Source organism: Stenotrophomonas sp. 89682_Sma (genome assembly GCF_056481405.1).
In genome coordinates, this window is the sequence record NZ_CM151147.1 from 1,743,136 (window position 1) to 1,769,297 (window position 26,162).

Sequence of the window (26,162 nt, forward strand, 5' to 3'; positions counted from 1 at the left end):
GGGGCGCCTCTCACCATCCCACGGACGGGAGACTGGAAATGAAGGAACCGAACACTGACGCGGGCCGCCTCGCCCAGGCCTCGATCCTGGCGGTGCTGGCGGCCGGCATGCTGCCGGCCCAGCTGTTTGGCGGCCTGTTGTTCGCGCTTGAATTCAGGCGTACGCCGATGCCTGCGCTCACCGGTGGGGGGCTGATGTTCGTGCTGGTAGCCTGCAATGCGATTGCCGTGCTGTTGCCGATGGCATTGATCCAGCAGTCTCAGCGACGCCTGCGCCGGGCCGGTTTCGTGATGGCCGGCTTTGGCGTTGGCGCGCTGGCGATGGCCACCTGCGGCTGGCCGGGTGAAACCCAGGGCCCCCTGCTGCACCGCCTGCGCTATGTCGATACCTTCGATGTGATCAGCTACGCCTTGATGGTGCTGGCGGCGGGTGGCTTCGGCCTGCTTGCCGGGCTGGCCTTCCATGCGGTGTTCCGCCTCTGGCTGGAGGGTGTCTCCGGCCGCGCTCCGGCAATGCCACCGGGCGAGGGCACCTGAACGGCCTTCAGCGTCCTGCCTTGGGCCCCTGACGATGGCCAAGCGGGTGCTAGAATCCGCTCTTTCCTTTGCCGTTGCAGCGCCCCCATGCACCTGTCCCTGCTCAAGACCAAGATCCACCGCGCCACCGTCACCCATTCCGAGCTGAACTACGAAGGCTCGATCGCCATCGATGACAACCTGCTGGCTGCCACCGGCATCCGCGAGTTCGAGCAGGTGCACATCTGGGACGTGACCAACGGTGCGCGCTTCTCGACCTATGCCATCCGCGCCGAAGCCGGCAGCGGCGTTGTCTCGCTCAACGGTGGCGCCGCGCGCCACGTGCAGGTCGGTGACATCATCATCATCGCCGCGTTCGCCAGCATGACCGAGCAGGAAGCCGACAGCTTCAAGCCGAAGCTGGTGTACGTTGATGGCAAGAACCAGATCACCCACACCAACGACACGATCCCGACCCAGGCCGCATGACAACGAACAACGGATTCGACTCGCTGCATTCCCACGCCCAGCGCCTGAAGGGCGCAAGCATCCCCAGCCTCCTCGCCGCCGAACCCGGCCGTGTGCAGGAACTGGCGCTGCGGGTCGGTCCGTTGTACGTCAACTTCGCCCGGCAGAAATACGATGCCGCGGCGTTGCAGGCATTGCTGGCTTTGGCCGCCGAACGTGATGTCGGCGGTGCCATCACGCGCCTGTTCCGTGGTGAGCAGGTCAATCTGACCGAAGGTCGCGCTGCACTGCACACCGCACTGCGCGGCGACGTGGTCGATGCGCCGGTGGCGGCCGAGGCCTATGCCACCGCGCGCGAAATCCGCCAGCGCATGGGTGTGCTGGTGCGCGCGCTGGAAGACAGCGGCGTCACCGACGTGGTCAGCGTCGGCATCGGTGGTTCCGATCTCGGTCCGCGCCTGGTCGCCGATGCGCTGCGCCCGGTCAGCGGTGCGCGCCTGCGCGTGCATTTCGTCTCGAACGTGGACGGCGCCGCCATGCAGCGCACGCTGGCTGCGCTGGATCCGGCCAGGACCGCCGGCATCCTGATCTCCAAGACCTTCGGTACCCAGGAGACCCTGCTCAACGGCCAGATCCTGCACGACTGGCTGGGTGGCAGCGAGCGCCTGTACGCGGTCAGCGCCAATCCGGAACGTGCCGCCAAGGCCTTCGCCATCGCCGCCGAGCGCGTGCTGCCGATGTGGGATTGGGTCGGTGGCCGTTATTCGTTGTGGTCGGCGGTTGGTTTCCCGATTGCGCTGGCCATCGGTTTCGAGCCTTTCGAGCAGCTGCTGGACGGCGCCGCGCAGATGGATGCGCACGCGCTGGACGCGCCGCTGGAGCGCAACCTGCCGGTGCTGCATGGCCTGACCGACATCTGGAACCGCAACGTGCTGGGCCATGCCACGCATGCGGTGATGACCTACGACCAGCGCCTGGCACTGCTGCCGGCCTACCTGCAGCAGCTGGTGATGGAAAGCCTGGGCAAGCGCGTGCAGCGTGATGGCCAGCCGGTCACCACCGATACCGTGCCGGTGTGGTGGGGCGGGGCAGGTACCGACGTGCAGCACAGCTTCTTCCAGGCGCTGCACCAGGGCACCAGCATCGTGCCGGCCGATTTCATCGGCTGCGTGCACAACGATGATCCGTACACGATCAATCACCAGGCGCTGCTGGCCAACCTGCTGGCGCAGACCGAAGCGCTGTCCAATGGCCAGAGCAGCGACGACCCGCACCGCGATTACCCGGGTGGCCGTCCGAGCACGCTGATCCTGCTCGACGCGCTGACCCCGCAGGCGCTGGGTGCGTTGATCGCCATGTACGAACACGCCGTGTACGTGCAGTCGGTGATCTGGAACATCAACGCCTTCGACCAGTTCGGTGTTGAACTGGGCAAGCAGCTGGCCAGTGGCCTGTTGCCGGCGCTGCAGGGCGAGGATGTGGCGGTAGCCGATCCGATGACCCGCGAGATCCTGACGCAGCTCAAGCGCTGATGCCCTGGTAGTGCCGGCCGCTGGCCGGCCTTCCGGCGATGCGTCCACCGTTCATGAGGTTGCCGGCCAGCGGCCGGCACTACCGGTGGACGGCGTGGCGTCTCACCGGCTCGGATCGCGTTCCGGGCTGGGCCGCTTGGCCAGCTTGCGCTGCAGCGAACGCCGGTGCATGCCGAGCAGGCGTGCGGCCGCCGATACGTTGCCACCGGTCTCGTGCATCGCCTGCTGGATGTGTTCCCACTGCAGGCGGCTGATCGGCGTCATCGCGTCGGGCACTTCCATTTCGCCGTCGTCGGCCGGGCCGTCATCCTCCTCGCCCAGGGCGCGCAGGATCATCGGTACCGTGGCCGGCTTCGGCAGGTAGTCGTCGGCACCGAGCTTGATCGCTTCCACCGCGGTGGCGATGCTGGCGTAGCCGGTCACCAGCAGGATCCGCATGTCCGCACGCAGGGCGCGCAACGGTTGGATCAGTGCCAGGCCGGAGTCGCTGCCCAGCTTCAGGTCGATCAGGGCGAACGCCGGCGGGTGCTGGCGGGCCAATGCCAGCGCGCTGGCGGCATCCTGCGCGGTCTGGGTTTCAAGCCCCTTGCGGGCCAGGCTGCGCTGCAGGGTACGCAAGTACAGTTCGTCGTCGTCGACCAGCAGGCCGAGGGTTGAGGCGCTCATGGGGTTTCCTCGCGTGGGGCCAGCGGCAGGCGGAAGCCGACGCGGCTGCCGGCCCCTTGGGCCGGGCGCATCCACATCTCGCCGTCGAGGCGTTCGATCGTGGCATGGGACAGGGCCAGGCCGACCCCCATGCCTTCACTCTTGCTGCTGCCGAACAGCTTGCCCGGCAGTACCGCGGCGCGCGCGTTGAAGCCGTGGCCGTAGTCACGTACTTCGCCGATCAGGTCGTCGCCTTCGATGCGCAGGTCCAGGTCCACGCGCGGCCGGCCGGCCTGTTCGCCGGCATCGGCGGCATTGTTGAGCAGGACCATCAGCAGGTGGCCCACGCCCGGGTCGAGCGGCAACCGCAGCGGCGCATCGTCGTTGCGGTGCAGGTCGATGGTCGGGCGCACCAGCCGCCATTGCTCCAGCACCTGCTGGGCGCTGGAATGGCTGCGTCCGGGCGCATCGGCCGAGGCCGGTGCGGCCAGCGCCAGCACGCGCTCGCGGCACTGCACCAGCAGTTCGCGCAGCGTTTCCATGTCCTCGCGCACTTCCGGTTCTTCGCTGCGCTCGGCGACATCGTCGGCCAGCAGGGTCATGGTCGCCAGCGGGGTGTTCAGTTCATGGGCTACCGAGGCGGCATGAGTGGCCAGAGCGACGATGCCCTCGTTGCGGGCGAAGCGCTCGCGCAGGGCCGACAGTTCCAGTTCGCGCTGGCGCAGCGCAAGGGCCAGCCGGGTCGAGAAGGCCAGCACCACCGCCGCGGAGATCAGGAAGTTGGCGACCACGCCCCAGCGGTTGAGGTCCTGCGCGCGGAAGTAACCGTCCGGCAGCGGCTGGCCGAAGATGCCACTGCTGGCATAGCCGAGCAGGCAGGCCAGTGCCACCGCCAGCGCCCAGCGCAGGGGCAGGGCGAACGCAGCCAGCGCGATCAGGATCAGGAACAGCGAGCTGAACGGATTGGCCATGCCACCGCTCCAGCCGACCATCCAGGTCAGGATGATCACGTCCACCAGGATGTGGCCGAACGCGGTCAGGGGCGCGGTATCAGCCGCTTCCGGGCGCAGCTGGGTGTAGATGTTGAACAGGGTCAGTACGGCCACGCCGGCCCACAGTGGCAGCTGCGGCAACGGCAGGCCCAGCACCCAGGTGGCGACCAGGATGGTGGCGGCCTGGCCGCCCACGGCAAGCCAGCGCAGGCTGCACAGGGTACGGAGAAACGGGGCGTCGGGACCGGTCATGCACGCTCATCGTATGCGTTCACGGGCGAGCGTGCCTGCGACAATAGGCCGCAGCCGTGCCGCTGGCTGAATGCGAGTCACCCCGAATGCGGGGGCGGGCGGTAGAATGCGCCCATGCACGACGCCGTCACCCGCCCGACTCCTCCCTCCGATGCCACCTCCTGGCCCCGCCGCCAGACCCATGCCGTGCAGATCGGCGGGGTCACCGTAGGCGGGGGCAAGCCGGTGGTGGTGCAGTCGATGACCAATACCGACACTTCCGACGTCGCCTCCAGCGTGAAGCAGGTGGCCGAGCTGTGGCGTGCCGGTTCGGAGATGGTGCGGTTGACCGTCAACACCGTGGAAGCCGCTGCGGCGATTCCGCGCATCGTCGACAAGCTGGCGATGATGGGTATCGATGTACCGCTGATCGGTGACTTCCACTACAACGGCCATCAGTTGCTGACCGCCGAGCCGGCGTGTGCCGAAGCGCTGGCCAAGTACCGCATCAACCCGGGCAACGTCGGCTTCGGCAAGAAGAAGGACCTGCAGTTCGCCCAGCTGATCGAGTTCGCGATCCGCTACAACAAGCCGGTGCGCATCGGCGCCAACTGGGGCTCGCTGGACCAGGCCCTGGCGGCGAAGCTGATGGACGAGAACAACCTGCGCGAACAGCCCTGGGACGCCGGCCGCGTGCTGCGCGAGGCGCTGATCCGCTCGGCGCTGGATTCGGCCGAGCAGGCGGTGGAACTCGGCCTGCCGCGCGACCGCATCGTGCTGTCGGCCAAGGTCAGCGGCGTGCAGGAGCTGATCGCGGTGTACCGCGACCTGGCCCAGCGCTCGGACTTCGCCCTGCACCTGGGCCTGACCGAGGCCGGCATCGGCAGCAAGGGCATCGTCGCCTCGTCCGCGGCGCTGAGCGTGCTGCTGCAGGAAGGCATCGGTGACACCATCCGCATCTCGCTGACCCCGGAACCGGGCCAGTCGCGCACGCAGGAAGTGATCGTCGCCCAGGAACTGCTGCAGACCACCGGCCAGCGTGCCTTCACGCCGCTGGTCACGGCCTGCCCGGGTTGCGGCCGTACTACCTCCGAGTTCTTCCAGGAGCTGGCCAAGGTGGTGCAGAACCACGTGCGCGAGAAGATGCCGCTGTGGAAGATCCACCACCCGGGTGCGGAAAACATGACCCTGGCGGTGATGGGCTGCATCGTCAACGGGCCGGGCGAGTCGCGTCACGCCAACATTGGCATCTCGCTGCCGGGCACGGGTGAGACGCCTGCGGCACCGGTATTCGTCGATGGCGAGAAAAAGGTGACCCTGCGCGGCGACAACATCGCCCAGGAGTTCGTCGCCCTGATCGACGATTACGTCGAACACAAATATGTCCGAAGCGCCGGATAAGCCTGCGATCCTCGCCGCACCGGAGTCCGCCTCCGGCTTCCGCCACTGGATGGCGCGCAACGCCTGGCGCCTGGTCCTGTTGTTCGGTGGCGTACTGCTGCCGTTGGCAGGCTTTGTTGCCCTGGCGGACGAAGTGCACGAGTTTGAATCGTTCCATTTCGACGCGCCGCTGCTGTGGCAGATGCATGGCCTGCATTCGCCGTGGCTGGACCGTTTCTTCGTGCTCATCTCGAAACTGGGCTACGAGTGGTTCCTGATCCCGGCTGACGTGCTGATCATCGGCGCGCTGCTGGGCTACCGGCGCTGGCGCGAGGCGACCTTCGTTGCGGTCAGCTTCATGGGATCGGCGCTGCTGAACATGGGCAGCAAGCAGTTCTTCCAGCGCCAGCGCCCCAGCCTGTGGGAATCGATTGCGCCGGAATCGACGTTCAGCTTCCCCAGCGGGCACGCGATGGGCTCGATGACACTGGCCGTGACCCTGGTGCTGCTGGCCTGGAACACCCGCTGGCGCTGGCCGGTCCTGATGCTGGCACCCGCGTTCAGCCTGCTGGTCAGCGTGTCGCGGGTCTACCTGGGGGTGCATTACCCCTCCGACATTCTGGCCGGATGGTGTGCCGCGCTGGTTTGGGTGGTAGGGTGCTACCTGGTCATGTTCAGCCGCCGACACCCTTGGCGACGGCACGGCCCGCCGCCAGCGAAGGCCAGCGAAGCACCACCACAGGGGGTTTGACGTGGATGGCCCTTGAGGGACGTCTACGTGATAGATCAGTTGTTTCGTTGCAGCAGGTTCTGCAAGACAGGGGGCAAGCACAACGCGCGGTTATGTGATGCGCAAGGCAGATCGCCGGCGCCGCATTCCAGACGCGCTTGCAGGGTATCGGCACCCTGCCTAGCTTGACCTGCAATGGCCGCATTCGAAGAGGTACGTGAATGACGATTCGAGTCTACCTGGTGGATGACCACGCACTGGTCCGCACCGGTATGAAGATGATTCTGTCGGGGGAAACCGACATCGAGGTGGTGGGCGAAGCCGAGACCGGCGAGGACGCGCTGCGCGAGGTCCGCCAGCTGCTGCCGGACGTCGTGCTGTGCGACCTGCATCTGCCGGGCGTGAGCGGCATGGAAGTGACCGAGCGCATCGTCCGCAGCCACCGCAACACCCGCGTGGTGATCGTGTCGGTACTGGAAGACGGCCCGCTTCCCAAGCGCCTGCTCGAAGCCGGCGCGGCCGGTTACATCGGCAAGGGCTGCGATGCGCAGGAACTGCTGCGTGCGGTGCGTGATGTGGCGGCCGGTCGTCGCTACCTGGGCACCAGCATCGCGCAGAATCTGGCGCTGTCGACGGTGGAAGGCAATGGTTCGCCGTTCGACAACCTGTCGCCGCGCGAGCTTGAGGTGGCGCTGCTGCTGACCCAGGGCCTTCGCCAGGAAGACATCGCGCGGCGCCTGAGCCTGAGCGCGAAGACGGTGAACACGCACAAGGCGCGGTTGTTCGAGAAGATGGGGATCCACGACAACATTGCGTTGGCGCGGATGGCCAGCCAGTACGGGCTGGTGGATCCGGCGCGGCCGCTGTAAGGGGTTCGGCCAACGGCTGAGCCCCTCGCGGTGTGCGGCAGGATTCGTGTGGTTGGCCCTGCGGAGGGATTGCGCAGGGGCGTAAGCGCCATGGATGGCGCGCCCGAGCCTTCAGGGATGGATTCACGGCGTCCCCTGCGCAATCCCTCCGCAGGGCCACGGACAGTTTCCGTGCGCGTCCATCGCGGAATGAAGAAGGAAGAGCAGGAGCGGGTCGCGCGCTCTGGATGCTGGCCCTGTAGAGCCGAAGGTAGCGGCAGGAGCCGCTGCCAACGTCGCTTGCGACGGCCCGAAGGGTGCCGGTCAGGACGACCGGCATAGCCATGCTCGGCTGTTTTCCATTCCGCTGGCGTGGAGCCGAGCGTGGGCTCGGCTCTACAGCTGCGTTGGGCTCAGTGGCCGCGTACGCGCTTGATGATCTTCGCGGCGTCGGCGGCGCTGGCGCGCACCTTGTCCCATTCGCCGTCGGCGATCCAGTTGCCCGGCACCATCCACGAACCGCCGATACAGACCACGTTCTTCTGCTCCAGGTACTCGGCAGCGGTATTTTCGGTGATGCCACCGGTCGGGCACAGCTTGAGGTCGGCGACCGGGCCGGCCAGGCCCTTGATCATCGCCAGGCCGCCCACGGCCGTGGCCGGGAACAGCTTGCACACGCGGAAGCCGCGCGCGTACAGCGACAGCAGCTCGGTGGGCGTGGCCGCACCCGGCACCACCGGCAGCGGTGCAGCGGCCAGTGCATCCGCCAGCGCTGGCGGCGTGCCCGGGGTCACCAGGAAATCCGCACCCGCGTCGATGGACTGCTGCATCTGCTCCACGGTCAGCACCGTGCCCGCGCCCACCACCACATCCGGCAGCTCACGCTTGAGCATCGCCAGCGCTTCCATCGCCACTGGCGTCCGCAGCGTCAGCTCGATGGCCGGCAAACCACCTTCCAGCAGCGCCGCACTGACCGCACGCGCCTGGTCCAGCGTATGAATCGTCACCACCGGCAGGATGCCCGCCGCATGCAACAGCTCCGCCGCCTTCACCTGATGTTGTTCGATACCCATAGCTCTGCTTCTGCCTTTGCTTTCGAGTTTGATTTTCAATGATCACTTCGCGGCGCGAGGGCGCCGGGAAACTGTGCTGAGGCGGCGGGTAGCCCCCACCAGGACCGTGAGCGGCATGGATGCCGCGACCGAGCCCCCAAGGATGGGTTTACGGCGTGTCCTGGTGGGGGCTACCCGCCGCCTCAACCAGGACACTCACCGCCAACGCACGCCCGCAGCGCTCTTCGACCCTCAGGCGTCCTTCGCCTCATGCGGCGCCGCCGCCGCGGCCGCATCGTGCCCCAGCTCATACTCCGCGTCGTAATCCCACGGCCCGCCATCGGCCGCCGCCGGCCCGCACGAAATCGAGATCGCCCCCTGGTCCGCCGGACCCACCACGCGACGGTTGATCGCGAACAGATTGCGGCCCAGGTCATGCGCGGCCGGCGCGGTGTTCGGTGCCAGCGAACGTGCGGCCCATTCCGCCGCATCCACCAGCACTTCCAGCGTGCCAGCTTCACCGTCCAGGCGGATCATGTCGCCCTCGCGCACCTTGGCCAGCGGGCCACCGCGCGCCGCTTCCGGCGTCACGTGGATCGCTGCCGGAATCTTGCCCGAGGCGCCGGACAGGCGACCGTCGGTCACCAGCGCCACACGGCGGCCCTGGTTCTGCAGCAGGCCCAGCAACGGCGCCAGCGAATGCAGTTCGGGCATGCCGTTGGCACGCGGGCCCTGGTAGCGCACGACCGCCACGAAGTCCTGCGGCAGGAGGCCACCGGCGTGCAGCTTGTTCAACACCTGCGGTGCATCCACCACCACCGCCGGTGCTTCAATCGTGCGGTACTGCGGTTTCACCGCCGACAGCTTGATCAGCGACTTGCCCAGATTGCCGCGCAGCAGGCGCAGGCCGCCCTGGTGTTCGAACGGGTTGTCGACACCACGCACGACCTCGTCATCGGCGCTGTGTTCCAGGCCCGGCAGATAGACCAGCTGGCCGTCGCGCAGCTGCGGTTCGCGCGCGTAGTCGGCCATGCCGCCGCGCGCCACGCTGACCAGGTCGCCGTGCATCAGGCCGGCCTTGATCAGCTCACCGAACACGAACGCCGGGCCGCCGGCCGCAGCGAAACGGTTCACGTCGGCGTCGCCGTTCGGATAGACGCGGGCCAGCAGCGGAATCAGCTGCGACAGCTCGTCGAAGTCGTCCCAGGTCAGCACGATGCCGGCGGCACGTGCCACCGCGATCCAATGGATGGTGTGGTTGGTCGAACCGCCGGTGGCCATCAGCGCGATGACCGCGTTGATGATCGCGCGCTCGTCGATGATGCGGCCCAGCGGACGGAAGTCATCGCCCAGCGCGGTGATGTCCAGCGCACGTTCGGTCGCTTCGCGGGTGAGTGCATCGCGCAGCGGCGTGCCCGGATTGACGAACGACGCGCCCGGCAGCTGCACGCCCATCGCTTCCAGCAGCACCTGGTTCGAGTTGGCGGTGCCGTAGAAGGTGCAAGTGCCGGCGCCGTGGTACGAGGCGGACTCGGCTTCCAGCAGCTCTTCGCGGGTGGCTTCGCCGGCGGCATAACGCTCGCGCACTTCCGCCTTCTGCTTGTTCGGGATGCCCGGGGTCATCGGGCCGGCCGGCACGAACACCGCCGGCAGGTGGCCGAAGGCCAGTGCACCGATCAGCAGGCCGGGCACGATCTTGTCGCACACGCCGAGGTAGACGGTGGTGTCGAACATGTCATGGCTGAGCCCGATCGCGGTCGCCTGTGCGATCACATCGCGCGAGAACAGCGACAGTTCCATGCCGCCACGGCCCTGGGTGACACCGTCGCACATCGCCGGCACGCCGCCGGCCACCTGTGCGGTGGCGCCCAGCTCGCGGGCGATCTCGCGGATCTGCTCGGGATAGGTCTCGAACGGCTGGTGCGCCGACAGCATGTCGTTGTAGGCGGTGATGATGCCCAGGTTCGGCGTCACGCCACCGCGCAGGCGGCTCTTGTCGGTGCCGCCGCAGGCGGCGAATCCGTGGGCGAGGTTGCCGCAGCTCAGGCGGCTGCGGAACGGGCCCTCGCGCAGGGAGGCGTCGATCGCGGCCAGGTACGCGGCGCGTGAGGCGGCGCTGCGGCGGATGACGCGCTCAGTGATGGCTTGCAGTTGCGGATGGAGGCTCATTGGCTACCGGCGTTCGTGGTGGCGAGAGGCAAGCGGCGGCATGCGCCGCCGCCGACATCAATCAGCCCAGTGGACGCGCAGGCGCGCGCCGTCCAGGTTGATCGCATTGAGGATCGGGTACTGCTGGGCGTCATTGCTGTCCAGCGCCTGGCGCAGCACCTGCAGCTTCTGCTTGCCGCGCAGCAGCAACAGGCGCTGGCGGCACTGGCGCAGGCCATGCGGGGTCAGCGTGATGCGCAGCGGCCACTGGTTCGCGCCCGGGCAGCCGGTGGCATCCAGCGCTGCGTAGGGCAGGGTGCTTTCCAGTGCACGGGCCAGGTCCTTCGAACCCGGGAACAGCGAGGCGGTGTGGCCATCGTTGCCCATGCCAAGTGCCACCAGGCTCGGCGGCTGGCTGTGCTGGGCCTGCAGGTTGGCGGTATAGACGCATTCCGGCAGCGGCTTGCCGATCCGTACCAGCGGATCGAAGTGGGCGCCTTCAGCGCGCTTGAGCAGGTGCTCGCGGACCAGCCAGGCGTTGCTGTCGCGATCCTGCGGCGACAGCCAGCGCTCGTCGGCCAGGCTCACCTCCACGCGGTCCCAGTGCACGTCCAGTTCGGCCAGGGCCTGGTACACCGGCGCCGGCGTGGTGCCACCGGACAGCAGGATGCGCGCACGGCCTACTTCATTGATGTCGTGGTTGAGGGTCTGCGCCATCTCGGCGGCCACCGCTTCGATCCAGCCATCGGCGTCGCCGTGGTGGATGAACTCGATGCGGTCGTCGTGGAAGGTGGGGCTCATGCGGCAACTCCTGGTGCGTCACGTTCGGCGTCGGCGGCATAGGCGGCGGCGCCCAGCAGCCCGGCGTGGGGGTGCATCACGGCCAGCGACGGCACCCGCGCCATGATCGAAGAGAACCGCCCCTTGTGTTCGAAGCGCTGGCGGAACCCGGAGTGCTGCAGCGAATCGAGCATCTTCGGGGTCAGTCCGCCGGTGAGGAACACGCCGTCCCAGGCGCCCTGGGTCAGTACCAAGTCGCCGGCAATGGCGCCGAACACAGCGCAGAACACATCGACGGTGCGCATTGCCTGCGGATCGCCATGCAGGGCGCGGGCGGTCACGTCCACCGGTTGCAGCTGGCCCGGGTCGATGCCGGCCATCTCGCACACCGCGCGGTGGATGTTGACCAGGCCGGGGCCGCAGATCAGCCGCTCGTTGGAGACGCGGCCGAACTGTTCGGACAGGATTTCCAGGATGCGGATCTCTTCCGGTGTTCCCGGTGGGAAGCTGACATGGCCGCCTTCGGTCTCCAGCGGATAGCAGCGGCCGTGGCGCAGGATCAGGCCACCGACGCCCAGGCCCGTACCCGGCCCGATCACTGCGTAGTTGCGCGGCTGGCCCGGCTTGCCGGGCACCCAGGCGGCACCACCGACCTGGACCACGTCCTCGGGCTGCAGCAGCGAGATCGCCATCGCCTGTGCGGCGAAGTCATTGATCAGGTGCAGTTCGTTGAAACCCAGCATCGCCGCGGTGCGGCTGCGCGAGATCACCCACGGATGGTTGGTGATGCGGGCTTCATCGCCATCGACACGGCCGGCCACCGCGAATACGCCGCGGCTGGCGGCGGCGCCGATCTGCTCAAGGTGGTGGCGGGCCGCATCGCCGAGCGACGGGAACTCCGCCACCGCGTACTCGCGGATGCTCTCCTTCAGCAATGGCGCGTCCAGCGAGGTGTCAGCCAAGGCGAAGCGAGCGTTGGTGCCGCCGATGTCGGCGACCAGCACCGGCTGCGAGTTGGCACTCATGCCGACGCCTCGCTGTCCGGTGCGTCCACGCCCTGCGGCAGGAACTCCGTTGCGTTGCTTGGGCCCCATTGGCCAGCGGGGTACGGTTCGAGCGGGAGCTTGGCCTCTTTCCAGGCGTCGGCGACGCTGTCGATCCAGGCCCACGCGGCGCGCACTTCGTCGTCGCGCACGAACAGGGTGTGGTTCCCGTTGAACGCATCCAGGAACAGGCGTTCGTACGCGATGCGCCGATGTAGGCCGGTCGGCACCGACAGTTCCAGCTCCAGCGGATGCAGTTCCAGCGCCCCCCATTCCGGGCCGGCCAGACTGCTCATCAGGCCCAGTTCGATGTTCTCCTGCGGCTGCAGCTGGAACACCAGGCGGTTCGGTGCAGCCTGTGCGCGCTGCGGGCGCTCGAACAGCCAGTGGGTGACCGGCTTCAGCGTGACCACCACGCGGGTGGTGCGTTCGGGCAGGCGCTTGCCGGTGACCAGGTGGAACGGCACGCCGCTCCAGCGCCAGTTGTCGATGTGCGCGGTGACGCCGGCGAAGGTTTCCACGTCGCTGCCTTCTGGCGGCTGGTAGGCCTGGGCCGGCTGGCCGTTGATGGTGCCCGCGGTGTAGCGGCCACGGATGCTGTCACGCGCGGCGTGCCTGGCATCGAGCGGGCGCAGCGCGCGCAGCACCTTGACCTTCTCGTCGCGGATGCGATCGGCTTCCAGCGACGCAGGTGGCTCCATGGCCACCATGCACAGCAGCTGCAGGATGTGGCTCTGCACCATGTCGCGCAGCGCGCCGGAACGGGCGTAGTAGGCATCGCGGCCGTCCACGCCTTCGCTCTCCGCGACCAGGATGTGCACCGATTCGATGTAGTTGCGGTTCCACACTGCTTCCAGCAGCGTGTTGCCGAAGCGCAGCGCGATCAGGTTCTGCACCGCCGCCTTGCCCAGGTAGTGGTCGAGGCGGAACACGCGGTCCTCGTCGATCCACTGGCCGATGGTGCTGATGATTTCCTCGGCGCTCTCGCTGTCGCTGCCGATCGGCTTCTCCAGCATCAGGCGTGCCGGGGCGGCGAGGGCGCCGCCCTTGGCCAGGCCTTCGCAGGTGGAGATGTACAGGCCCGGCGGAATGGCCAGGTAGCTGACGCACTTGCGGTGCACCAGGTCGGAGACCGCGGCGGCGACAGAGTCGACGTCGCGCAGGTCGACCGAACGGTAGTCGATGCGGCGCAGCAGGCCGTTGATGTCGTCCTGCGATGCCATCGGCATGGCCTGCTGCAGGCGCGGGCGCAGGATGTCATGGAAGGCTTCGGTGTCATGCCCGGAAAGGGCCAGTGCGCGGATGCGGAAGTCCTCCGGCAGCAGGCCGTCGCCAAGCAGGCGAAGCAGCGAAGGGAACAGGTAGCGCTGGGCCAGATCACCTGTGGCACCGAACAGGAAGAGGGTGTCGTGCATCGCTCGAGTTTCAGATCCGGGTGACATCGTTGTCAATCGCTTCATGGCTGGGTTCGGGGGACATCCGCGCAACTGCCTGTCCGAGGTTCGTCAGGGGCGTTCTACCGTACTGCGGAAGACCGTTCCATTCGAAACCACTGCCCCGGCGGAACCTTCGTTCAACCGCCGACGCAGATCGGTGCGCACCGATCATCGGATAGTGCCACGTGAAAACGTTTACATGGCAGAATGGGCAACTGTATTCGATTGCAGTGCTCGCCGTCATGCGGCAAGCGCGCAATCATCACTGCCATCGGGAGGGCCGAGGCAGTCCCAAAAGACAGCCCGGCTTCGGGCGGACCGGATAGGTGATATGGCAAAAGTGCAGTTGCAGGGTGTGCGCAAGGTCTATGACAACGGCCAGGTCGCGGTGAAGGACGCCACCTTCGAGGTCGCCGATGGCGAGCTGATGGTGCTGGTCGGTCCGTCCGGCTGTGGCAAGTCGACCCTGCTGCGGATGGTGGCCGGCCTGGAGGAGATCAGCGGCGGCACGCTGAGCATCGGCGACCGCGTGGTCAACGACGTGGCGCCGAAGGATCGCGACATCGCCATGGTCTTCCAGAGCTACGCGCTGTACCCGCACATGACCGTGGCCGAGAACCTGGCCTTCGGCCTGAAGCTGCGCGGCCATGACAAGGCCACCATCGAGAAGCGCATCGCCGAGGCGGCGCAGACGCTGGGCCTGACCGAGATGATGGACAAGCTGCCCAAGGCGATGTCCGGTGGCCAGCGCCAGCGCGTGGCACTGGGCCGTGCGCTGGTGCGCGAGCCGGCGGTGTTCCTGCTTGACGAGCCGCTGTCCAACCTCGATGCCAAGCTGCGCCACAGCGTGCGCACCGAAATCGCGCAGCTGCACCGCAAGCTGGGCACCACCATGATCTACGTGACGCACGATCAGGTGGAAGCGATGACCCTGGGCCAGCGCATCGTGGTGCTGAAGGACGGCATCATCCAGCAGATCGATACGCCGATGGCGCTGTACGACCGCCCGGCCAACCTGTTCGTGGCCGGCTTCCTCGGCAGTCCGGCGATGAACGTGCTGCGCGGTATCCTGCAGGGCGATGCCGGTGGCGTGACCGTGGTCGACGGCGACTGGCGTGCACCGCTGGGCCAGGCCACGATCGATCCGGCGTGGCTGCAGAAGCCGATCGCGGTGGGCGTGCGTCCGGAGCACCTGCAGCCGGCAGGCGCTGATGACGCGCATGCGTTCACCGCACGTATCGAAGGCATCGAACCGGTCGGCAACGAGATCTTCGTCAACCTCAGCAGTGGCCAGCACGCGCTGACAATGCGCGTGGCGCCGCAGTCGCTGCCGGCCGTGGGCGAGGATATCCGCGTGGCGATCCACCCGCAGGGCCTGCATTTCTTCAACGCGGAAACCGGCGAACGCCTGTAAGGGGTAGTGCCGGCCGCTGGCCGGCAACCCCAACCCTGCATGGTTGCCGGCCAGCGGCCGGCACTACCATTCCTTCATCCACCAGTGCAGGTCCCCGCCTGCTTCAGCGGGCCAGTCCATCCAGCAGCGGCACGCGCTGCGCGATCGACCCACCCACCTGCAGCTCGGCGTCGCCGGCCTCCAGCGGCAACACCGCCAGCGCCAACTCACCAGCCACGCTGGCAATCGTCCCCAGCGCTGTGTCGTCCTGCTGCACGCCATCGCCGGCCTGTGCCGGCGCTGCGGTCTGCAGCAACTGCACCGCGCGCTTGGCCTTGCCGAGGAAGTGGGTGCGGGCAACGATTTCCTGGCCCGGGTAGCAGCCCTTCTTCACGCTGTAGCCGTTCAGGCGGTCCAGGCCCAGCTGCTGTGGGGTCCACACTTCGCGCTGGCTTTCTTCCAGCCGCGGAAGGCCGTAGCGCAGGTCGGCCTGGCGCCAGGCCAGGGCGAAAGCGGCCTCATCGGTTTCGCTGCCGGCCGCAAAGGCATCGGCGGCGCCAATTCGCAGGGTGCGTGGCAGGGCATCGCTGCCCAGGTCCAGTTCCCAGCCGTCCGCTGCAGCGTGCGCAATGGCGGCGTCGCTGGCGGCCTCCGGCGCAGTGAACGCGCCGGCCACGGCCAGATCGCTGCGCACCTGCACCTTCACCTTGCGACGGAACACGAAGCGCTGCAGTTGCGACGCAATCGCATCGGCATCGCCGTCGGCCAGCACCAGCATCACGTGGTCCTCGGCCAGCCGAAGCAGCTGGAACACCGCCAGAGTGCGGCCCTTGGCGCTCAGCCAGGCACTCCACTGCCAATGAAGCAGGGGCAGGGCAGTGACGTCGCTGCTGAACTGGGCATGGGCGAACACGGCCGCATCCACGCCCTGCAGGCTCAGCAACTGGTGGCCGGGCAGGCGCGGATATCCGACGAAAGCAGGGGGCAGGTTGTCAGGCACGTGAACGAGGTCTAAAATTTGTGCGTTGCGAGACCGAACATGATAGGCCAAACAACCCCCACTCCCGACGACGAATCTGAAGCTCCGCTGGTCCCCGCGGCACCCGTGCCCGTGGAACAGGAAAAAGCAGAGGAATTCGGCGGCCGCGGCGGACTTGATCCGGTGCGGTATGGCGATTGGGAGAAAAACGGACGCTGCATCGATTTCTGATCAGCATTGAGCCAACGCGGCCGTGTGCCGCCCAGCCGAGACAACGAGCCCAGCGAATGGCGACCAGACAACGCCCACTTTCCCCGCACCTTCAGGTGTATCGCTGGCAGATTCAGATGGCCACCTCGATCCTGCATCGAGCCACTGGCGTCTTTCTGTCTGTTGGTGCCCTCATCATCGCCGCCGGCCTGCTGGCCCTGATGATGGGGCCCGAGTCCTGGAACTGCTTCACCGGCCATGCCGGGGCCTGGTATGGCCGCGTGTTCCTGTTCGCGTGGACATGGTCGTTCGCCTATCACCTGTGCAATGGCATCCGCCATGTGGTGCAGGACTTCGCCATCGGCTTCAGCATCCCCGCTTTCATCCGCAGCAGCTGGCTGTCGGTCATCGGCAGCCTGGTGATCACCCTGCTGGTGTGGGCCTATGTGATGTTCGGAGGTGCTGCGTGAGCAAGTTCCGTACCCCGCTGAAGAACGTGCGCGGCCTGGGCTCGGCCAAGACCGGCACCGAGCACTTCGTGCACCAGCGCCTGACGGCCGCCGCGCTGGTGGTGCTGGGCATCTGGTTCCTGGTCTTCGTGCTGGGCCTGCTGGGCTCCGACTACGCGACCGCCGCCGCCGCCGTGGCCAAGCCGTGGAACGCCGTGCCGCTGATCGGCCTGCTGATCGCCATGTTCTGGCACGCGCAGCTCGGCATGCAGGTCGTGCTGGAAGACTACATCCACGAATCGCTGCTGGCCCTGGTGCTGCAGACCGCGGTGAAGTTCGTCGCCGTGCTCGGCATGATCGTCAGTGTGTTTGCGGTGGGCCGCATCGCCCTCGGCGTTGCCTGAGCCCAGGCACCTACACAGGAATCCAGATTAGATGTCCGCTTACAAGATCACCGAACACAAGTACGACATGGTCGTGGTCGGCGCCGGCGGCGCCGGCCTGCGCGCCACGTTCGGCCTGGCCGCCAAGGGCCTGCAGACCGTGTGCCTGACCAAGGTCTTCCCGACCCGTTCGCACACCGTTGCCGCCCAGGGCGGTATCTCGGCCGCGCTCGCCAACATGGGCGAGGACGACTGGCGTTACCACTTCTTCGACACCATCAAGGGGTCGGACTGGCTGGGCGACCAGGACGCCATCGAATACATGTGCCGTGAGGCCATCCCGGCCATCATCGAGCTCGAACACTACGGCGTGCCGTTCTCGCGCACCGCCGAAGGCAAGATCTACCAGCGTCCGTTCGGTGGCATGACCACCAAGTACGGCGAAGGCCCGGCGGCGCAGCGTACCTGCGCGGCGGCCGACCGTACCGGCCACGCGATGCTGCACACCCTGTACCAGCAGTCGCTGAAGCACGATGCGCGCTTCATGATCGAGTACTTCGCGCTCGACCTGATCTTCGACGACGAAGGCGCCTGCCGCGGCGTGCTGGCCCTGGACATGTCCGACGGCACCCTGCACCTGTTCCGCGCCCAGGGCGTGGTGCTGGCCACCGGTGGCTACGGTCGTGCCTACTTCAGCGCCACCTCGGCGCACACCTGCACCGGCGACGGTGGCGGCCTGGCCATGCGTGCCGGCATCGCCATGCAGGACATGGAGTTCGTGCAGTTCCACCCGACCGGCATCTACGGCGCCGGCTGCCTGATCACCGAGGGTGTCCGCGGTGAAGGTGGCATCCTGCGCAACAGCAGCGGCGAGCGCTTCATGGAGCGCTACGCACCGCACTACAAGGACCTGGCCTCGCGCGACGTGGTCAGCCGTTCGATGACCATCGAGATCCGCGAAGGCCGTGGCGTCGGCGAGCACAAGGACCACATCCTGCTCGACCTGACCCACCTCGGCCCGGGCGTGATCGACGAGAAGCTGCCGGGCATCGCCGAAAGCGCCCGCATCTTCGCCGGCGTCGACGTGCACAAGCAGCCGATCCCGGTCATCCCGACCGTGCACTACAACATGGGCGGCATCCCGACCAACTACCACGGCGAAGTGGTGCAGAAGGTCGGCGACAACGACAATGCCGTGGTGCCGGGCCTGTACGCCATCGGTGAAGCGGCCTGCGTGTCCGTGCACGGCGCCAACCGACTGGGCTCGAACTCGCTGCTGGACCTGGTGGTGTTCGGTCGTGCGGTGGCCAACCGCTGCGCCGAGACCATCAAGCCGGGCGCATCGCACAAGCCGCTGCCGGCTGATGCCTGCGACAAGGCGCTGGGCCTGCTGGACAAGCTGCGCCACGCCAACGGCGATACCCCGACCTCGGTCATCCGCGATCGCATGCAGCGCACCATGCAGGCCGACGCGGCCGTCTTCCGCACCAGCCAGACGCTGAAGGAAGGCTGCGAGAAGATGGACAAGATCTTCGACTCGTTCCAGGACGTGAAGGTCTCCGACCGTTCGCTGGTGTGGAACTCGGACCTGATCGAGACCTACGAGCTGAACAACCTGCTGCTCAATGCGGTGGCGACGATCAACTCGGCCGAACAGCGCAAGGAAAGCCGTGGTGCGCATGCGCACGAGGACTATCCGGACCGCGACGACGTCAACTGGCAGAAGCACACCCTGGTCAGCGTCGACGAGAAGGGCAAGTGCAGCTTCGACTACCGTCCGGTGCACATGTACACGTTGACCGACGACGTGTCCGTGGTTCCGCCGAAGCCGCGCGTGTACTGATCCGACCCCGCCTACCATGCAATCCGCGCCCAAGGGCGCGGGCCGCCTGAGCCAACGAGAGCAGCCATGGCCGAGTTTTCACTCCCCAAGAATTCCAAGATCACGAAGGGCAAGCACTTCCCCGTCAAGAACGGCGGCAAGAACGTGCGCACCTTCAAGATCTACCGCTGGAGTCCGGACGACGACAGCAACCCGCGCACCGACACCTATGAAGTCGATCTGGACGCCTGTGGCCCGATGGTCCTGGACGCCCTGATCAAGATCAAGAACGAGATCGACCCGACCCTGACCTTCCGCCGCTCCTGCCGCGAAGGTATCTGTGGTTCGTGCGCGATGAACATCGACGGCACCAACACCCTGGCCTGCACCCGAGCCATCTCGGACTGCGGCAAGAAGGAAGTGCCGATCTACCCGCTGCCGCACATGAACGTGGTCAAGGATCTGGTTCCGGACCTGACCCACTTCTACGCGCAGTACGCATCGATCAAGCCGTGGATCCGCACCCAGACCCCGGCGCCGCCGGACCGTGAGCGCCTGCAGTCGCCGGAAGACCGCAAGAAGCTCGACGGCCTGTACGAATGCATCCTGTGCGCCTGCTGCTCGACCAGCTGCCCGAGCTACTGGTGGAACGGCGAGCGTTACCTGGGTCCGGCGATCCTGCTGCAGGCCTACCGCTGGATCATCGACTCGCGCGATGAGGACACCGGTGCGCGCCTGGACGATCTGGAAGATCCGTTCAAGCTGTACCGCTGCCACACCATCATGAACTGCGCCCGGACCTGCCCGAAGGGCCTGAACCCGGCGCTGGCGATCGCCGAGATCAAGAAGCTGATGATGGAACGCCGCGCCTGATACGGTCCGGCTGTACCCGGTAGAGTCACGCCGTGCGTGGCTGCACCTCCCAGCAGAGCCACGCCATGCGTGGCTTTGCTGCATCTGGAGAAACACGATGGAAGAAGATGTTCTGCTGAAGAAGCTGCGCTGGCGCTGCCGCCGCGGCATGCGCGAGCTGGACCAGCTGTTCGGCCGTTACCTCGACCACGAATGGAGCACTGCGCCGACCGAAGAGCGCGAGGTTTTCCTGTTCCTGCTCGACTGCGAGGACGATAAGTTGTGGCGCTGGTTCATGGGCTATGAGGCCTGCCCGCATGCGCACGCAATCCCCCTCATGCAGAAGATCCTCGCCCTCAAGCCTTGAGTGGCGGCCCTCACGGCTGCAGGGCGCCGCCCAACTGGCGGTGCTGCTGGCCGCACCCTGGCTGCTGCGCGCATCGGACCTGCCGCCACGCCTGCTGATGCCCGCGGTGCTGCTGGCCTGGGCCATCGGCGTGGCCGAACTGGTCTGGCGACAGCGCAGGCCACGCGTGCAGGTGCTTCTGCCGGCGCCACCCGAGCCGCTGCAGGTGGCGGGGAAGGAGGTGCAGGCGCCGCAACTGGTGGTGCGCGGCCCCTGGCTGCTGTTGCTGTGGCGTGAGGATCGGTGCCGCCGGCGCCTGCTGTTCTGGCCGGATGTGCTCGATTCCGGGCAGCGACGTGAACTGCGACTGGCCGTCGCCGCACGCAGCGTTTCCCGTCGGCCCCGGTCGATGGCACCATAAGCTGAATTGACCGGCGTGCCTGCATGTTCAAACCCATCCCCGTGGCCATCGGCCTGCGCTACCTGCGCGCCAAGCGCCGCAACGGCTTCATCTCCTTCATCTCGATGGCATCGATCCTGGGCATCGCGCTCGGCGTCACGGTGCTGATCACCACCCTGGCGGTGATGAGCGGTTTCCAGAAGGAAATCCGCAGCCGCCTGCTGCAGATGACCGCGCACACCACCATCAGCCGTGACGGCGAGCCGATGCCGGACTGGATGCGGGTGGTCGACGTGGCCAACAAGGATCCGCGCGTGGCCGGTGCCGCGCCGTACATCGAGATCCAGTCGATGATCAGCGGTCCGCGCGTGCAGGGTGCGATCATCCAGGGCATCGATCCGGCGCTGGAGCCGAAGGTGTCGGTGATCGACAGGAAAATCACCAAGGGCAGCTATGACAGCCTCAAGCCGGGCAGCTTCAACGTGCTGCTGGGCAAGGAGCTTGCGATCTGGTTGGGTGTGGACGTCGGCGACCAGGTGCTGGTGACCTTTGCAGAAGTGCAGGGCACGCCTGCCGGCGCGGTGCCACGGATGAAGCGCTTCACCGTCAGTGGCATCTTCGAGGCCGGTTACAACGAAGTCGACCGTGGCGTGGGCTTCGCCAACATGCAGGACCTGGAGCGCGTACTGCGCAGCGACGGTGCCACCGGCGTGCGCCTGAAACTGCACGACATGGACCGCTCGCTGGAAGTGGGCGTGGATCTGGCGCAGAACCTTGGTGGCGCCTACCGCGTGAGCGACTGGACCCAGCAGAATGCCAACCTCTACCACTCGCTGCGCATGGAGAAGGTGGTGATGGGCATCCTGCTGTCGCTGATCATCGCCATGGGCGCTTTCAACCTGGTCTCCTCGCAGGTGATGCTGGTGACCGACAAGCAGGCCGACATCGCCATCCTGCGCACCCTCGGCCTGACCCCGGGTGGCGTGATGCAGGTGTTCATGGTGCAGGGCTCGCTGATCGGCATCTTCGGCACGCTGGCCGGGCTGATCGGTGGCATCACCCTCACACTCAACCTGGAGCGCATCCTCGGCGCCATCGAGAGCGTGTTCAACGTCAAGCTGCTGCCGGAGGATGTGTACTACATCACCGGCCTGCCGACCGACATGCAGACCGGCGACGTGGTGGCGATCACCGTGGTCGCGCTGCTGATGAGCTTCCTGGCCACCCTGTATCCCGCCTGGCGGGCAGCACGCACCCAGCCGGCGGAGGCCCTGCGCTATGAATAAGGTCTTCAACCGCGGCGATGAAGTGATCCGCGCCGAAGCACTGGGCAAGACCTACGCCGAAGGGCGCATGCAGACCCCGGTGTTCGATGGCCTGGACCTGACCGTGACCGCCGGCGAAACCGTGGCGATCATCGGTGCCTCCGGTGCCGGCAAGAGCACGCTGCTGCACCTGCTGGGTGGCCTGGACATTCCTACCGCCGGCGAGGTCTATGTGACCGGCCAGCGTATGTCGGCGCTGTCGGACACCGCGCGCGGCCTGCTGCGCAACCAGGCGCTGGGTTTCGTCTACCAGTTCCATCACCTGCTTCCCGAGTTCACCGCACTGGAAAACGTGATGATGCCGGTGCTGCTGGCCGGCACCGCGGTGGCCGAGGCGAGCAGCCGGGCGACCACGCTGCTGGAAGCGGTCGGCCTCGGCCATCGCCTGGATCACAAGCCGGGCGAGCTGTCTGGCGGTGAACGCCAGCGAGCAGCGGTGGCGCGTGCGCTGGTCAACCATCCGGCCTGCGTGCTCGGTGACGAGCCGACCGGCAACCTGGATGACCGCACCGCTGGCACCGTGTTCGAGCTGATGCTGGAACTCAATCGCGCGCGCCATACCAGCCTGGTGCTGGTCACCCACGACCGCAGCCTGGCGCGTCGCCTGGACCGGGTACTGGAGTTGCGCGAAGGGCGCCTCCACGCACTGGCCCACGCCGACGTCTGAGGCGCCCGGCCCGCTTTGGTAGAAGCCGACCTTGGTCGGCTGCTCCTGCAGGGCAAGCGCCTATCAAGGTTGGCGACTACCGGAATCGGGAGCCCTGGGTCTGCTTTGGTAGAGGTCGACCTTGGTCGACCGCCGACCGGCGCCTGAATGGGGCTGCCGGTCGTCGCGCCGGCATTGCCGGCCCAGGCGCATGATGGCGGCAGTTCCCCGAGGAGATCGCCATGAAGACCCCGCTTCTGCTGGCCGGCCTCTGCCTGGCCCTGGCCGCCTGTGCCACCACTGGTCGGATCAGCAGCACTGAAAAACTGGCTCTGTACCGCGCCCATGCGGGCGCGCCACAGAATGACATGCAGTTCTTCGGCAGCCTCAATGGCTGGACCGAACTGGGTGACAGCGCGCTGGCGGTGTGGACCCGGCCCAGCGAGGCTTATCTGCTGGAATTGAGGGGACCCTGCCAGGACCTGCCATATGCCACCGCCATCGGCCTGACCAGCCAGATGAACCGCGTTTCGGCGCGTTTCGACAAGGTGCTGGTGCGCGACCCTACCGGTGGCCCGCGCATGCCGTGCTTCATCGACAGCATCCGCAAGCTGGATGTGAAGGCACTACGCGCTTCCGAGCAGGAGCTGCGCCAGGCGCAGGTGCAGGAGCGCGAGGAAAACACGAAATAACGCGGTAGTGCCGGCCGCTGGCCGGCATCGCGCAGATGCCAGGTTGCCGGCCAGCGCCCGGCACCACCTGTGCGTCAGGCTTCCGGAATGAAGCCGGCCGGCTTCTCTGCGTCCTTCTCGAACAGGAACTTGACCAGTTCGCCTTCCAGGAACGCACGATGCTCCGGCGTGCGCGGCGACAGCCGGTTCTCGTTGATCAGCATGGTCTGGTGCGCCAGCCACGCGGCCCAGGCCTGCTTGCCGATGTTGTTGAAGATGCGCTGGCCCAGCTCACCGGGGTAGGGCACGAAGTCCAGGCCCTCGACATCGCGTTGTTCGTACTGGCAGAAGACGGTTCGGGGCATGGCACTCACTCGTGGTTGCGGGGTTTCTTGGAATTTCGTTTCGGCTTCTTGATCGTGGCGCCGTCGAGCAGTTTGCGGATCGGCGCGGGAAGGCCCAGCGCGGGCAGTTCGTCGGCAGCCACCCAGCGCAGCGTGGGTTCTTCCACGCGCAGGCCGTGTACCTGCCGTGACAATACCTGCAGATGCAGCTTGTAGTGGCTGAAGGTGTGCTGCAGCACCGGCAGTTCGTCAGCGTCTTCCAGCGAGCCGTCGACATGCGCGTCGAACCAGTCCTGCAGGTCACTGCCCGCCTCGGCCTGCGGCAGCGTCCACAGCTGCGCCCAGATGCCGGTGTCCGGCCGCTTCTGCAGCAGCACGCGCTGCTGGGCGTCGCGCAGCAGCAGGGCGACCGCTTCGCGCTCGGGCAGCGTCCTGCTCGGCTTGGGCGTGGGCAGGTCCGCAGTGCGGCCTTCGCGGCGCGCCACGCACGCGTCCTGCAGCGGGCAGATCACGCAGGCGGGTCTGGCGCGGCTGCACACGGTGGCGCCCAGGTCCATCTGCGCCTGGGTGTAGTCGGCCAGGCGCCCGGCCGGCACCCGTGCCACGTGCGCCTCGGCGACGGCCCACAACTGCTTCTCGATGGCCGGCAGGCCGGGGAAGCCGTCGATGCCATGGTAGCGGCTGAGCACGCGCTTGACGTTGCCGTCGAGGATCGCGAACGGGTCGTTCCAGGCCTGGCTGAGGATCGCACCAGCCGTACTGCGGCCGATGCCGGGCAGGGCATGCAGCGCGTCGAAGTCACGTGGCAGATCACCATCGTGCAGTTCGACGCAGCGCTTGGCTGCCGCATGCAGGTTGCGCGCGCGGGCGTAGTAGCCGAGCCCGGCCCACTGCGCCATCACCGCGTCGTTGCTGGCGGCGGCAAGGTCGGGCAGGGTCGGGAAGTGCTTCAGGAAACGCTGGAAATACGGGATGACAGTGGCCACCTGGGTCTGCTGCAGCATGATCTCCGACAGCCAGACCCGGTACGGGCTGCGCGGGTGCTGCCAGGGCAGGTCGTGGCGGCCGTGGTCGTCGAACCAGTGCAGCAGGCGGGCGACGAAGTCGTCTTGCTGGGCGGTGTCGGCGCTGGCGTGCGGCTGGCGGGGCATTGGAGTTCCATAGAGGCAGCCATCCGCGGGGTGGCTCTACCGGGCTGCAGTAGAGCCACGCCACGCGTGGCTGCACGGTCTATCAGGCACCCAGCGCTTCAGGCAGCAGGGCGTCGACGAAGGCTTCCGGATCGAACACGCGCAGGTCTTCCGGGCGCTCGCCGATGCCGGCAAAGCGGATCGGAATGCCGAACTCGCGGGCCAGCGCGAACACCACGCCGCCCTTGGCAGTGCCGTCCAGCTTGGTCACCACCAGGCCGGTCACGTTCACCGCAGCATTGAACTGGCGCAGCTGCGACAGCGCGTTCTGGCCGGTGGTGCCGTCGATCACCATCAGCACCTCATGCGGCGCGGTGGGGTCGATCTTGCCGAGCACGCGGCGGATCTTGCCCAGTTCGTTCATCAGACCGGACTGGGTGTGCAGGCGGCCGGCGGTATCGGCGATCAGCACCGAGGTGCCACGGGCCTTGCCGGCCTGCAGCGCGTCGAACGCCACCGAAGCGGCATCGGCGTTCTGCCCCTGTGCGACCACGGCCACGCCGTTGCGCTCGCCCCAGGCCTGCAGCTGCGCGACGGCAGCGGCACGGAAGGTATCGCCGGCGGCCAGCATCAGGCTGTGGCCATCATCCTTGAAGCGCTTGGCCAGCTTGCCGATGGTGGTGGTCTTGCCGACACCATTGACGCCGACGGTGAGCACCACGAAGGGCTTGGCGTTGCGGTCGATCACCAGCGGCTTGGCGACCGGTTGCAGGATCGCGATGAGCTCGGCGCGCAGCGCGGCCAGCAGCGCATTGGCATCAGCGAACTCGCGCGACTTCATGCGCTTGCGCAGGCCCTCGACCAGGTCGGTGGTGGCACCCACGCCGACGTCGGCGGTGATCAGTGCGGTTTCCAGTTCGTCCAGCAGGTCGTCATCGAGCTTGGGATTGCGCGAGAACAGACCGCCGAAGCTGCGTGCGATGACGCTGTTGCGCAGGCGTTCGCGCCAGCCGGGCTTGCCGGCCGGCGCCGGAACGGCGTCGACCGAAGCAGCGGCCGGCAGGTCGTCGGCGGCCGGTGCCGGGATGGACTCAGGCGCCGGTGCCGGCTCGATGACCGCGGGCGCGATGGGAGCGACGTCGATCGGCGCCGGAGCTGCCGGAACCGGAGTGGCTGGAGCCGGAATCACCGGAGTGGGCTCGACAGCGACCGGAACGACGGCTGCGGCGGGCAGCTCGACCGGTGCAGGCTCGGCCGGTACGACTACCGGTGCCGGCTCCTTGTCCTCGACCGGCGCGGCCGACGGGAACGCCGCCGCCAGCTCTTCAGCCGAGTAGTGCTGGGTCTTGGGGGCCTCCGTTGCGGGGGCATCCTGGGGCTTCTTGCGGCGGAAAAAACTGAGCATTGGCAAA

28 protein-coding genes are annotated in these 26,162 nt (G+C 67.3%); 17 read left to right on the plus strand and 11 right to left on the minus strand.

The window, feature by feature from the left end:
* Window positions 1-38: 38 nt before the first annotated feature.
* The 3 genes from ACZK29_RS08160 (at window position 39) to pgi (ending at window position 2,515) form a co-directional block, all read left to right on the plus strand.
* On the plus strand, window positions 39-536 hold the full coding sequence (locus ACZK29_RS08160; protein WP_478446894.1) for a hypothetical protein: 498 nt from the start codon (window positions 39-41) through the stop codon (window positions 534-536).
* A gap of 87 nt (window positions 537-623) precedes the next feature.
* Entirely contained in the window at window positions 624-1,004 is a 381-nt protein-coding gene (gene panD / locus ACZK29_RS08165) for an aspartate 1-decarboxylase (RefSeq protein ID WP_005409061.1), read from the plus strand.
* A complete protein-coding gene (pgi, locus tag ACZK29_RS08170; RefSeq protein WP_478446895.1) occupies window positions 1,001-2,515 on the plus strand; it encodes a glucose-6-phosphate isomerase in 1,515 nt (504 codons plus the stop codon). The genes panD and pgi overlap by 4 nt, the downstream gene beginning before the upstream one ends.
* A gap of 102 nt (window positions 2,516-2,617) precedes the next feature.
* Here the strand turns inward: pgi and ACZK29_RS08175 are convergent, their stop codons facing one another.
* Together ACZK29_RS08175 and ACZK29_RS08180 are read right to left on the minus strand one after the other, a co-directional pair.
* On the minus strand, window positions 2,618-3,181 hold the full coding sequence (locus ACZK29_RS08175; RefSeq protein WP_005409063.1) for a response regulator transcription factor: 564 nt from the start codon (window positions 3,179-3,181) through the stop codon (window positions 2,618-2,620).
* Window positions 3,178-4,404: an ATP-binding protein gene (locus tag ACZK29_RS08180; RefSeq protein WP_197633514.1), complete on the minus strand. Its 1,227-nt coding sequence runs from the start codon at window positions 4,402-4,404 to the stop codon at window positions 3,178-3,180. Before ACZK29_RS08180 ends, ACZK29_RS08175 begins: the two co-directional genes overlap by 4 nt.
* 114 nt (window positions 4,405-4,518) lie before the next feature.
* Here ACZK29_RS08180 and ispG point away from each other — a divergent pair, with 114 nt between their 5' ends.
* The 3 genes from ispG to ACZK29_RS08195 all read left to right on the plus strand — a co-directional run bounded on the left by ispG (window position 4,519) and on the right by ACZK29_RS08195 (window position 7,362).
* A complete protein-coding gene (ispG, locus tag ACZK29_RS08185) occupies window positions 4,519-5,784 on the plus strand; it encodes a flavodoxin-dependent (E)-4-hydroxy-3-methylbut-2-enyl-diphosphate synthase (protein ID WP_014036794.1) in 1,266 nt (421 codons plus the stop codon).
* Window positions 5,765-6,514, plus strand: a complete 750-nt coding sequence (locus ACZK29_RS08190) for a phosphatase PAP2 family protein (RefSeq protein WP_459047566.1) — start codon at window positions 5,765-5,767, stop codon at window positions 6,512-6,514. Before ispG ends, ACZK29_RS08190 begins: the two co-directional genes overlap by 20 nt.
* A gap of 200 nt (window positions 6,515-6,714) precedes the next feature.
* Window positions 6,715-7,362: a response regulator gene (locus tag ACZK29_RS08195; RefSeq protein WP_005409067.1), complete on the plus strand. Its 648-nt coding sequence runs from the start codon at window positions 6,715-6,717 to the stop codon at window positions 7,360-7,362.
* Between the two features lie 392 nt (window positions 7,363-7,754).
* On the opposite strand, the gene eda is transcribed toward ACZK29_RS08195, so the two are convergent.
* The 5 genes from eda to zwf form a co-directional block, all read right to left on the minus strand.
* Window positions 7,755-8,414, minus strand: coding sequence for a bifunctional 4-hydroxy-2-oxoglutarate aldolase/2-dehydro-3-deoxy-phosphogluconate aldolase (gene eda / locus ACZK29_RS08200; RefSeq protein ID WP_049429315.1), 660 nt, complete (start codon window positions 8,412-8,414; stop codon window positions 7,755-7,757).
* Between the two features lie 231 nt (window positions 8,415-8,645).
* Window positions 8,646-10,562, minus strand: coding sequence for a phosphogluconate dehydratase (gene edd / locus ACZK29_RS08205; protein WP_478446896.1), 1,917 nt, complete (start codon window positions 10,560-10,562; stop codon window positions 8,646-8,648).
* 57 nt (window positions 10,563-10,619) lie between these two features.
* Window positions 10,620-11,342: a 6-phosphogluconolactonase gene (pgl, locus tag ACZK29_RS08210; RefSeq protein ID WP_099554238.1), complete on the minus strand. Its 723-nt coding sequence runs from the start codon at window positions 11,340-11,342 to the stop codon at window positions 10,620-10,622.
* Window positions 11,339-12,346, minus strand: a complete 1,008-nt coding sequence (gene glk, locus ACZK29_RS08215) for a glucokinase (protein ID WP_111117660.1) — start codon at window positions 12,344-12,346, stop codon at window positions 11,339-11,341. The genes pgl and glk overlap by 4 nt, the downstream gene beginning before the upstream one ends.
* Window positions 12,343-13,779, minus strand: coding sequence for a glucose-6-phosphate dehydrogenase (zwf, locus tag ACZK29_RS08220; protein WP_005409072.1), 1,437 nt, complete (start codon window positions 13,777-13,779; stop codon window positions 12,343-12,345). Before zwf ends, glk begins: the two co-directional genes overlap by 4 nt.
* Before the next feature lie 352 nt (window positions 13,780-14,131).
* Here zwf and ACZK29_RS08225 point away from each other — a divergent pair, with 352 nt between their 5' ends.
* Window positions 14,132-15,214 (plus strand): ABC transporter ATP-binding protein, encoded by a 1,083-nt coding sequence (locus ACZK29_RS08225; protein WP_111202500.1) that lies wholly within the window; start codon window positions 14,132-14,134, stop codon window positions 15,212-15,214.
* 103 nt (window positions 15,215-15,317) lie between these two features.
* Here ACZK29_RS08225 and ygfZ read toward each other — a convergent pair whose 3' ends face one another.
* Window positions 15,318-16,193, minus strand: coding sequence for a CAF17-like 4Fe-4S cluster assembly/insertion protein YgfZ (ygfZ, locus tag ACZK29_RS08230; protein ID WP_111202501.1), 876 nt, complete (start codon window positions 16,191-16,193; stop codon window positions 15,318-15,320).
* A gap of 39 nt (window positions 16,194-16,232) precedes the next feature.
* On the opposite strand from ygfZ, the gene ACZK29_RS08235 reads away from it, so the two are divergent.
* From ACZK29_RS08235 to ACZK29_RS08280, 10 genes are all read left to right on the plus strand, one after another.
* Complete coding sequence (locus ACZK29_RS08235; RefSeq protein ID WP_005409075.1) at window positions 16,233-16,403, plus strand: DUF1674 domain-containing protein; 171 nt, start codon at window positions 16,233-16,235, stop codon at window positions 16,401-16,403.
* A gap of 56 nt (window positions 16,404-16,459) precedes the next feature.
* Entirely contained in the window at window positions 16,460-16,852 is a 393-nt protein-coding gene (gene sdhC / locus ACZK29_RS08240; RefSeq protein ID WP_024958620.1) for a succinate dehydrogenase, cytochrome b556 subunit, read from the plus strand.
* The gene (gene sdhD, locus ACZK29_RS08245; RefSeq protein WP_005409077.1) at window positions 16,849-17,235 is read left to right on the plus strand and encodes a succinate dehydrogenase, hydrophobic membrane anchor protein; all 387 of its coding nucleotides are present in this window, start codon (window positions 16,849-16,851) and stop codon (window positions 17,233-17,235) included. The genes sdhC and sdhD overlap by 4 nt, the downstream gene beginning before the upstream one ends.
* A 31-nt stretch (window positions 17,236-17,266) precedes the next feature.
* Entirely contained in the window at window positions 17,267-19,057 is a 1,791-nt protein-coding gene (gene sdhA / locus ACZK29_RS08250) for a succinate dehydrogenase flavoprotein subunit (RefSeq protein ID WP_049429308.1), read from the plus strand.
* A gap of 66 nt (window positions 19,058-19,123) precedes the next feature.
* Window positions 19,124-19,909 (plus strand): succinate dehydrogenase iron-sulfur subunit, encoded by a 786-nt coding sequence (locus tag ACZK29_RS08255; protein WP_005409079.1) that lies wholly within the window; start codon window positions 19,124-19,126, stop codon window positions 19,907-19,909.
* A 97-nt stretch (window positions 19,910-20,006) separates the two neighbouring features.
* Window positions 20,007-20,255 carry an FAD assembly factor SdhE gene (locus tag ACZK29_RS08260; RefSeq protein WP_005409080.1) on the plus strand — a complete coding sequence of 83 codons (249 nt, stop codon included), beginning with the start codon at window positions 20,007-20,009 and terminating at the stop codon, window positions 20,253-20,255.
* Window positions 20,206-20,655, plus strand: a complete 450-nt coding sequence (locus ACZK29_RS08265) for a hypothetical protein (RefSeq protein ID WP_478446897.1) — start codon at window positions 20,206-20,208, stop codon at window positions 20,653-20,655. The genes ACZK29_RS08260 and ACZK29_RS08265 overlap by 50 nt, the downstream gene beginning before the upstream one ends.
* A 23-nt stretch (window positions 20,656-20,678) precedes the next feature.
* Window positions 20,679-21,920 carry a lipoprotein-releasing ABC transporter permease subunit gene (locus ACZK29_RS08270; protein WP_111202503.1) on the plus strand — a complete coding sequence of 414 codons (1,242 nt, stop codon included), beginning with the start codon at window positions 20,679-20,681 and terminating at the stop codon, window positions 21,918-21,920.
* Window positions 21,913-22,626, plus strand: coding sequence for a lipoprotein-releasing ABC transporter ATP-binding protein LolD (gene lolD, locus ACZK29_RS08275; RefSeq protein ID WP_014036806.1), 714 nt, complete (start codon window positions 21,913-21,915; stop codon window positions 22,624-22,626). Before ACZK29_RS08270 ends, lolD begins: the two co-directional genes overlap by 8 nt.
* A gap of 221 nt (window positions 22,627-22,847) precedes the next feature.
* Window positions 22,848-23,297 carry a DUF6491 family protein gene (locus tag ACZK29_RS08280; RefSeq protein ID WP_111202504.1) on the plus strand — a complete coding sequence of 150 codons (450 nt, stop codon included), beginning with the start codon at window positions 22,848-22,850 and terminating at the stop codon, window positions 23,295-23,297.
* A gap of 74 nt (window positions 23,298-23,371) precedes the next feature.
* Here ACZK29_RS08280 and ACZK29_RS08285 read toward each other — a convergent pair whose 3' ends face one another.
* The 3 genes from ACZK29_RS08285 to ftsY all read right to left on the minus strand — a co-directional run bounded on the left by ACZK29_RS08285 (window position 23,372) and on the right by ftsY (window position 26,155).
* Window positions 23,372-23,641, minus strand: a complete 270-nt coding sequence (locus ACZK29_RS08285; RefSeq protein ID WP_111202505.1) for an oxidative damage protection protein — start codon at window positions 23,639-23,641, stop codon at window positions 23,372-23,374.
* A 5-nt stretch (window positions 23,642-23,646) separates the two neighbouring features.
* Window positions 23,647-24,771 (minus strand): A/G-specific adenine glycosylase, encoded by a 1,125-nt coding sequence (mutY, locus tag ACZK29_RS08290; protein WP_111202506.1) that lies wholly within the window; start codon window positions 24,769-24,771, stop codon window positions 23,647-23,649.
* A gap of 82 nt (window positions 24,772-24,853) precedes the next feature.
* A complete protein-coding gene (gene ftsY, locus ACZK29_RS08295; protein WP_111202507.1) occupies window positions 24,854-26,155 on the minus strand; it encodes a signal recognition particle-docking protein FtsY in 1,302 nt (433 codons plus the stop codon).
* Window positions 26,156-26,162: the final 7 nt, after the last annotated feature.

What these genes read in the sequence shown, in the direction of transcription:
- ACZK29_RS08160 (WP_478446894.1), top strand. Translation starts at nt 39, where the DNA reads ATGAAGGAACCGAACACTGACGCGGGCCGCCTCGCCCAGGCCTCGATC.
- panD (WP_005409061.1), top strand. Translation starts at nt 624, where the DNA reads ATGCACCTGTCCCTGCTCAAGACCAAGATCCACCGCGCCACCGTCACC.
- pgi (WP_478446895.1), top strand. Translation starts at nt 1,001, where the DNA reads ATGACAACGAACAACGGATTCGACTCGCTGCATTCCCACGCCCAGCGC.
- ACZK29_RS08175 (WP_005409063.1), bottom strand. Translation starts at nt 3,181, where the DNA reads ATGAGCGCCTCAACCCTCGGCCTGCTGGTCGACGACGACGAACTGTAC.
- ACZK29_RS08180 (WP_197633514.1), bottom strand. Translation starts at nt 4,404, where the DNA reads ATGACCGGTCCCGACGCCCCGTTTCTCCGTACCCTGTGCAGCCTGCGC.
- ispG (WP_014036794.1), top strand. Translation starts at nt 4,519, where the DNA reads ATGCACGACGCCGTCACCCGCCCGACTCCTCCCTCCGATGCCACCTCC.
- ACZK29_RS08190 (WP_459047566.1), top strand. Translation starts at nt 5,765, where the DNA reads ATGTCCGAAGCGCCGGATAAGCCTGCGATCCTCGCCGCACCGGAGTCC.
- ACZK29_RS08195 (WP_005409067.1), top strand. Translation starts at nt 6,715, where the DNA reads ATGACGATTCGAGTCTACCTGGTGGATGACCACGCACTGGTCCGCACC.
- eda (WP_049429315.1), bottom strand. Translation starts at nt 8,414, where the DNA reads ATGGGTATCGAACAACATCAGGTGAAGGCGGCGGAGCTGTTGCATGCG.
- edd (WP_478446896.1), bottom strand. Translation starts at nt 10,562, where the DNA reads ATGAGCCTCCATCCGCAACTGCAAGCCATCACTGAGCGCGTCATCCGC.
- pgl (WP_099554238.1), bottom strand. Translation starts at nt 11,342, where the DNA reads ATGAGCCCCACCTTCCACGACGACCGCATCGAGTTCATCCACCACGGC.
- glk (WP_111117660.1), bottom strand. Translation starts at nt 12,346, where the DNA reads ATGAGTGCCAACTCGCAGCCGGTGCTGGTCGCCGACATCGGCGGCACC.
- zwf (WP_005409072.1), bottom strand. Translation starts at nt 13,779, where the DNA reads ATGCACGACACCCTCTTCCTGTTCGGTGCCACAGGTGATCTGGCCCAG.
- ACZK29_RS08225 (WP_111202500.1), top strand. Translation starts at nt 14,132, where the DNA reads ATGGCAAAAGTGCAGTTGCAGGGTGTGCGCAAGGTCTATGACAACGGC.
- ACZK29_RS08235 (WP_005409075.1), top strand. Translation starts at nt 16,233, where the DNA reads ATGATAGGCCAAACAACCCCCACTCCCGACGACGAATCTGAAGCTCCG.
- sdhC (WP_024958620.1), top strand. Translation starts at nt 16,460, where the DNA reads ATGGCGACCAGACAACGCCCACTTTCCCCGCACCTTCAGGTGTATCGC.
- sdhA (WP_049429308.1), top strand. Translation starts at nt 17,267, where the DNA reads ATGTCCGCTTACAAGATCACCGAACACAAGTACGACATGGTCGTGGTC.
- ACZK29_RS08255 (WP_005409079.1), top strand. Translation starts at nt 19,124, where the DNA reads ATGGCCGAGTTTTCACTCCCCAAGAATTCCAAGATCACGAAGGGCAAG.
- ACZK29_RS08260 (WP_005409080.1), top strand. Translation starts at nt 20,007, where the DNA reads ATGGAAGAAGATGTTCTGCTGAAGAAGCTGCGCTGGCGCTGCCGCCGC.
- ACZK29_RS08265 (WP_478446897.1), top strand. Translation starts at nt 20,206, where the DNA reads ATGCGCACGCAATCCCCCTCATGCAGAAGATCCTCGCCCTCAAGCCTT.
- ACZK29_RS08270 (WP_111202503.1), top strand. Translation starts at nt 20,679, where the DNA reads ATGTTCAAACCCATCCCCGTGGCCATCGGCCTGCGCTACCTGCGCGCC.
- lolD (WP_014036806.1), top strand. Translation starts at nt 21,913, where the DNA reads ATGAATAAGGTCTTCAACCGCGGCGATGAAGTGATCCGCGCCGAAGCA.
- ACZK29_RS08280 (WP_111202504.1), top strand. Translation starts at nt 22,848, where the DNA reads ATGAAGACCCCGCTTCTGCTGGCCGGCCTCTGCCTGGCCCTGGCCGCC.
- ACZK29_RS08285 (WP_111202505.1), bottom strand. Translation starts at nt 23,641, where the DNA reads ATGCCCCGAACCGTCTTCTGCCAGTACGAACAACGCGATGTCGAGGGC.
- mutY (WP_111202506.1), bottom strand. Translation starts at nt 24,771, where the DNA reads ATGCCCCGCCAGCCGCACGCCAGCGCCGACACCGCCCAGCAAGACGAC.
- ftsY (WP_111202507.1), bottom strand. Translation starts at nt 26,155, where the DNA reads ATGCTCAGTTTTTTCCGCCGCAAGAAGCCCCAGGATGCCCCCGCAACG.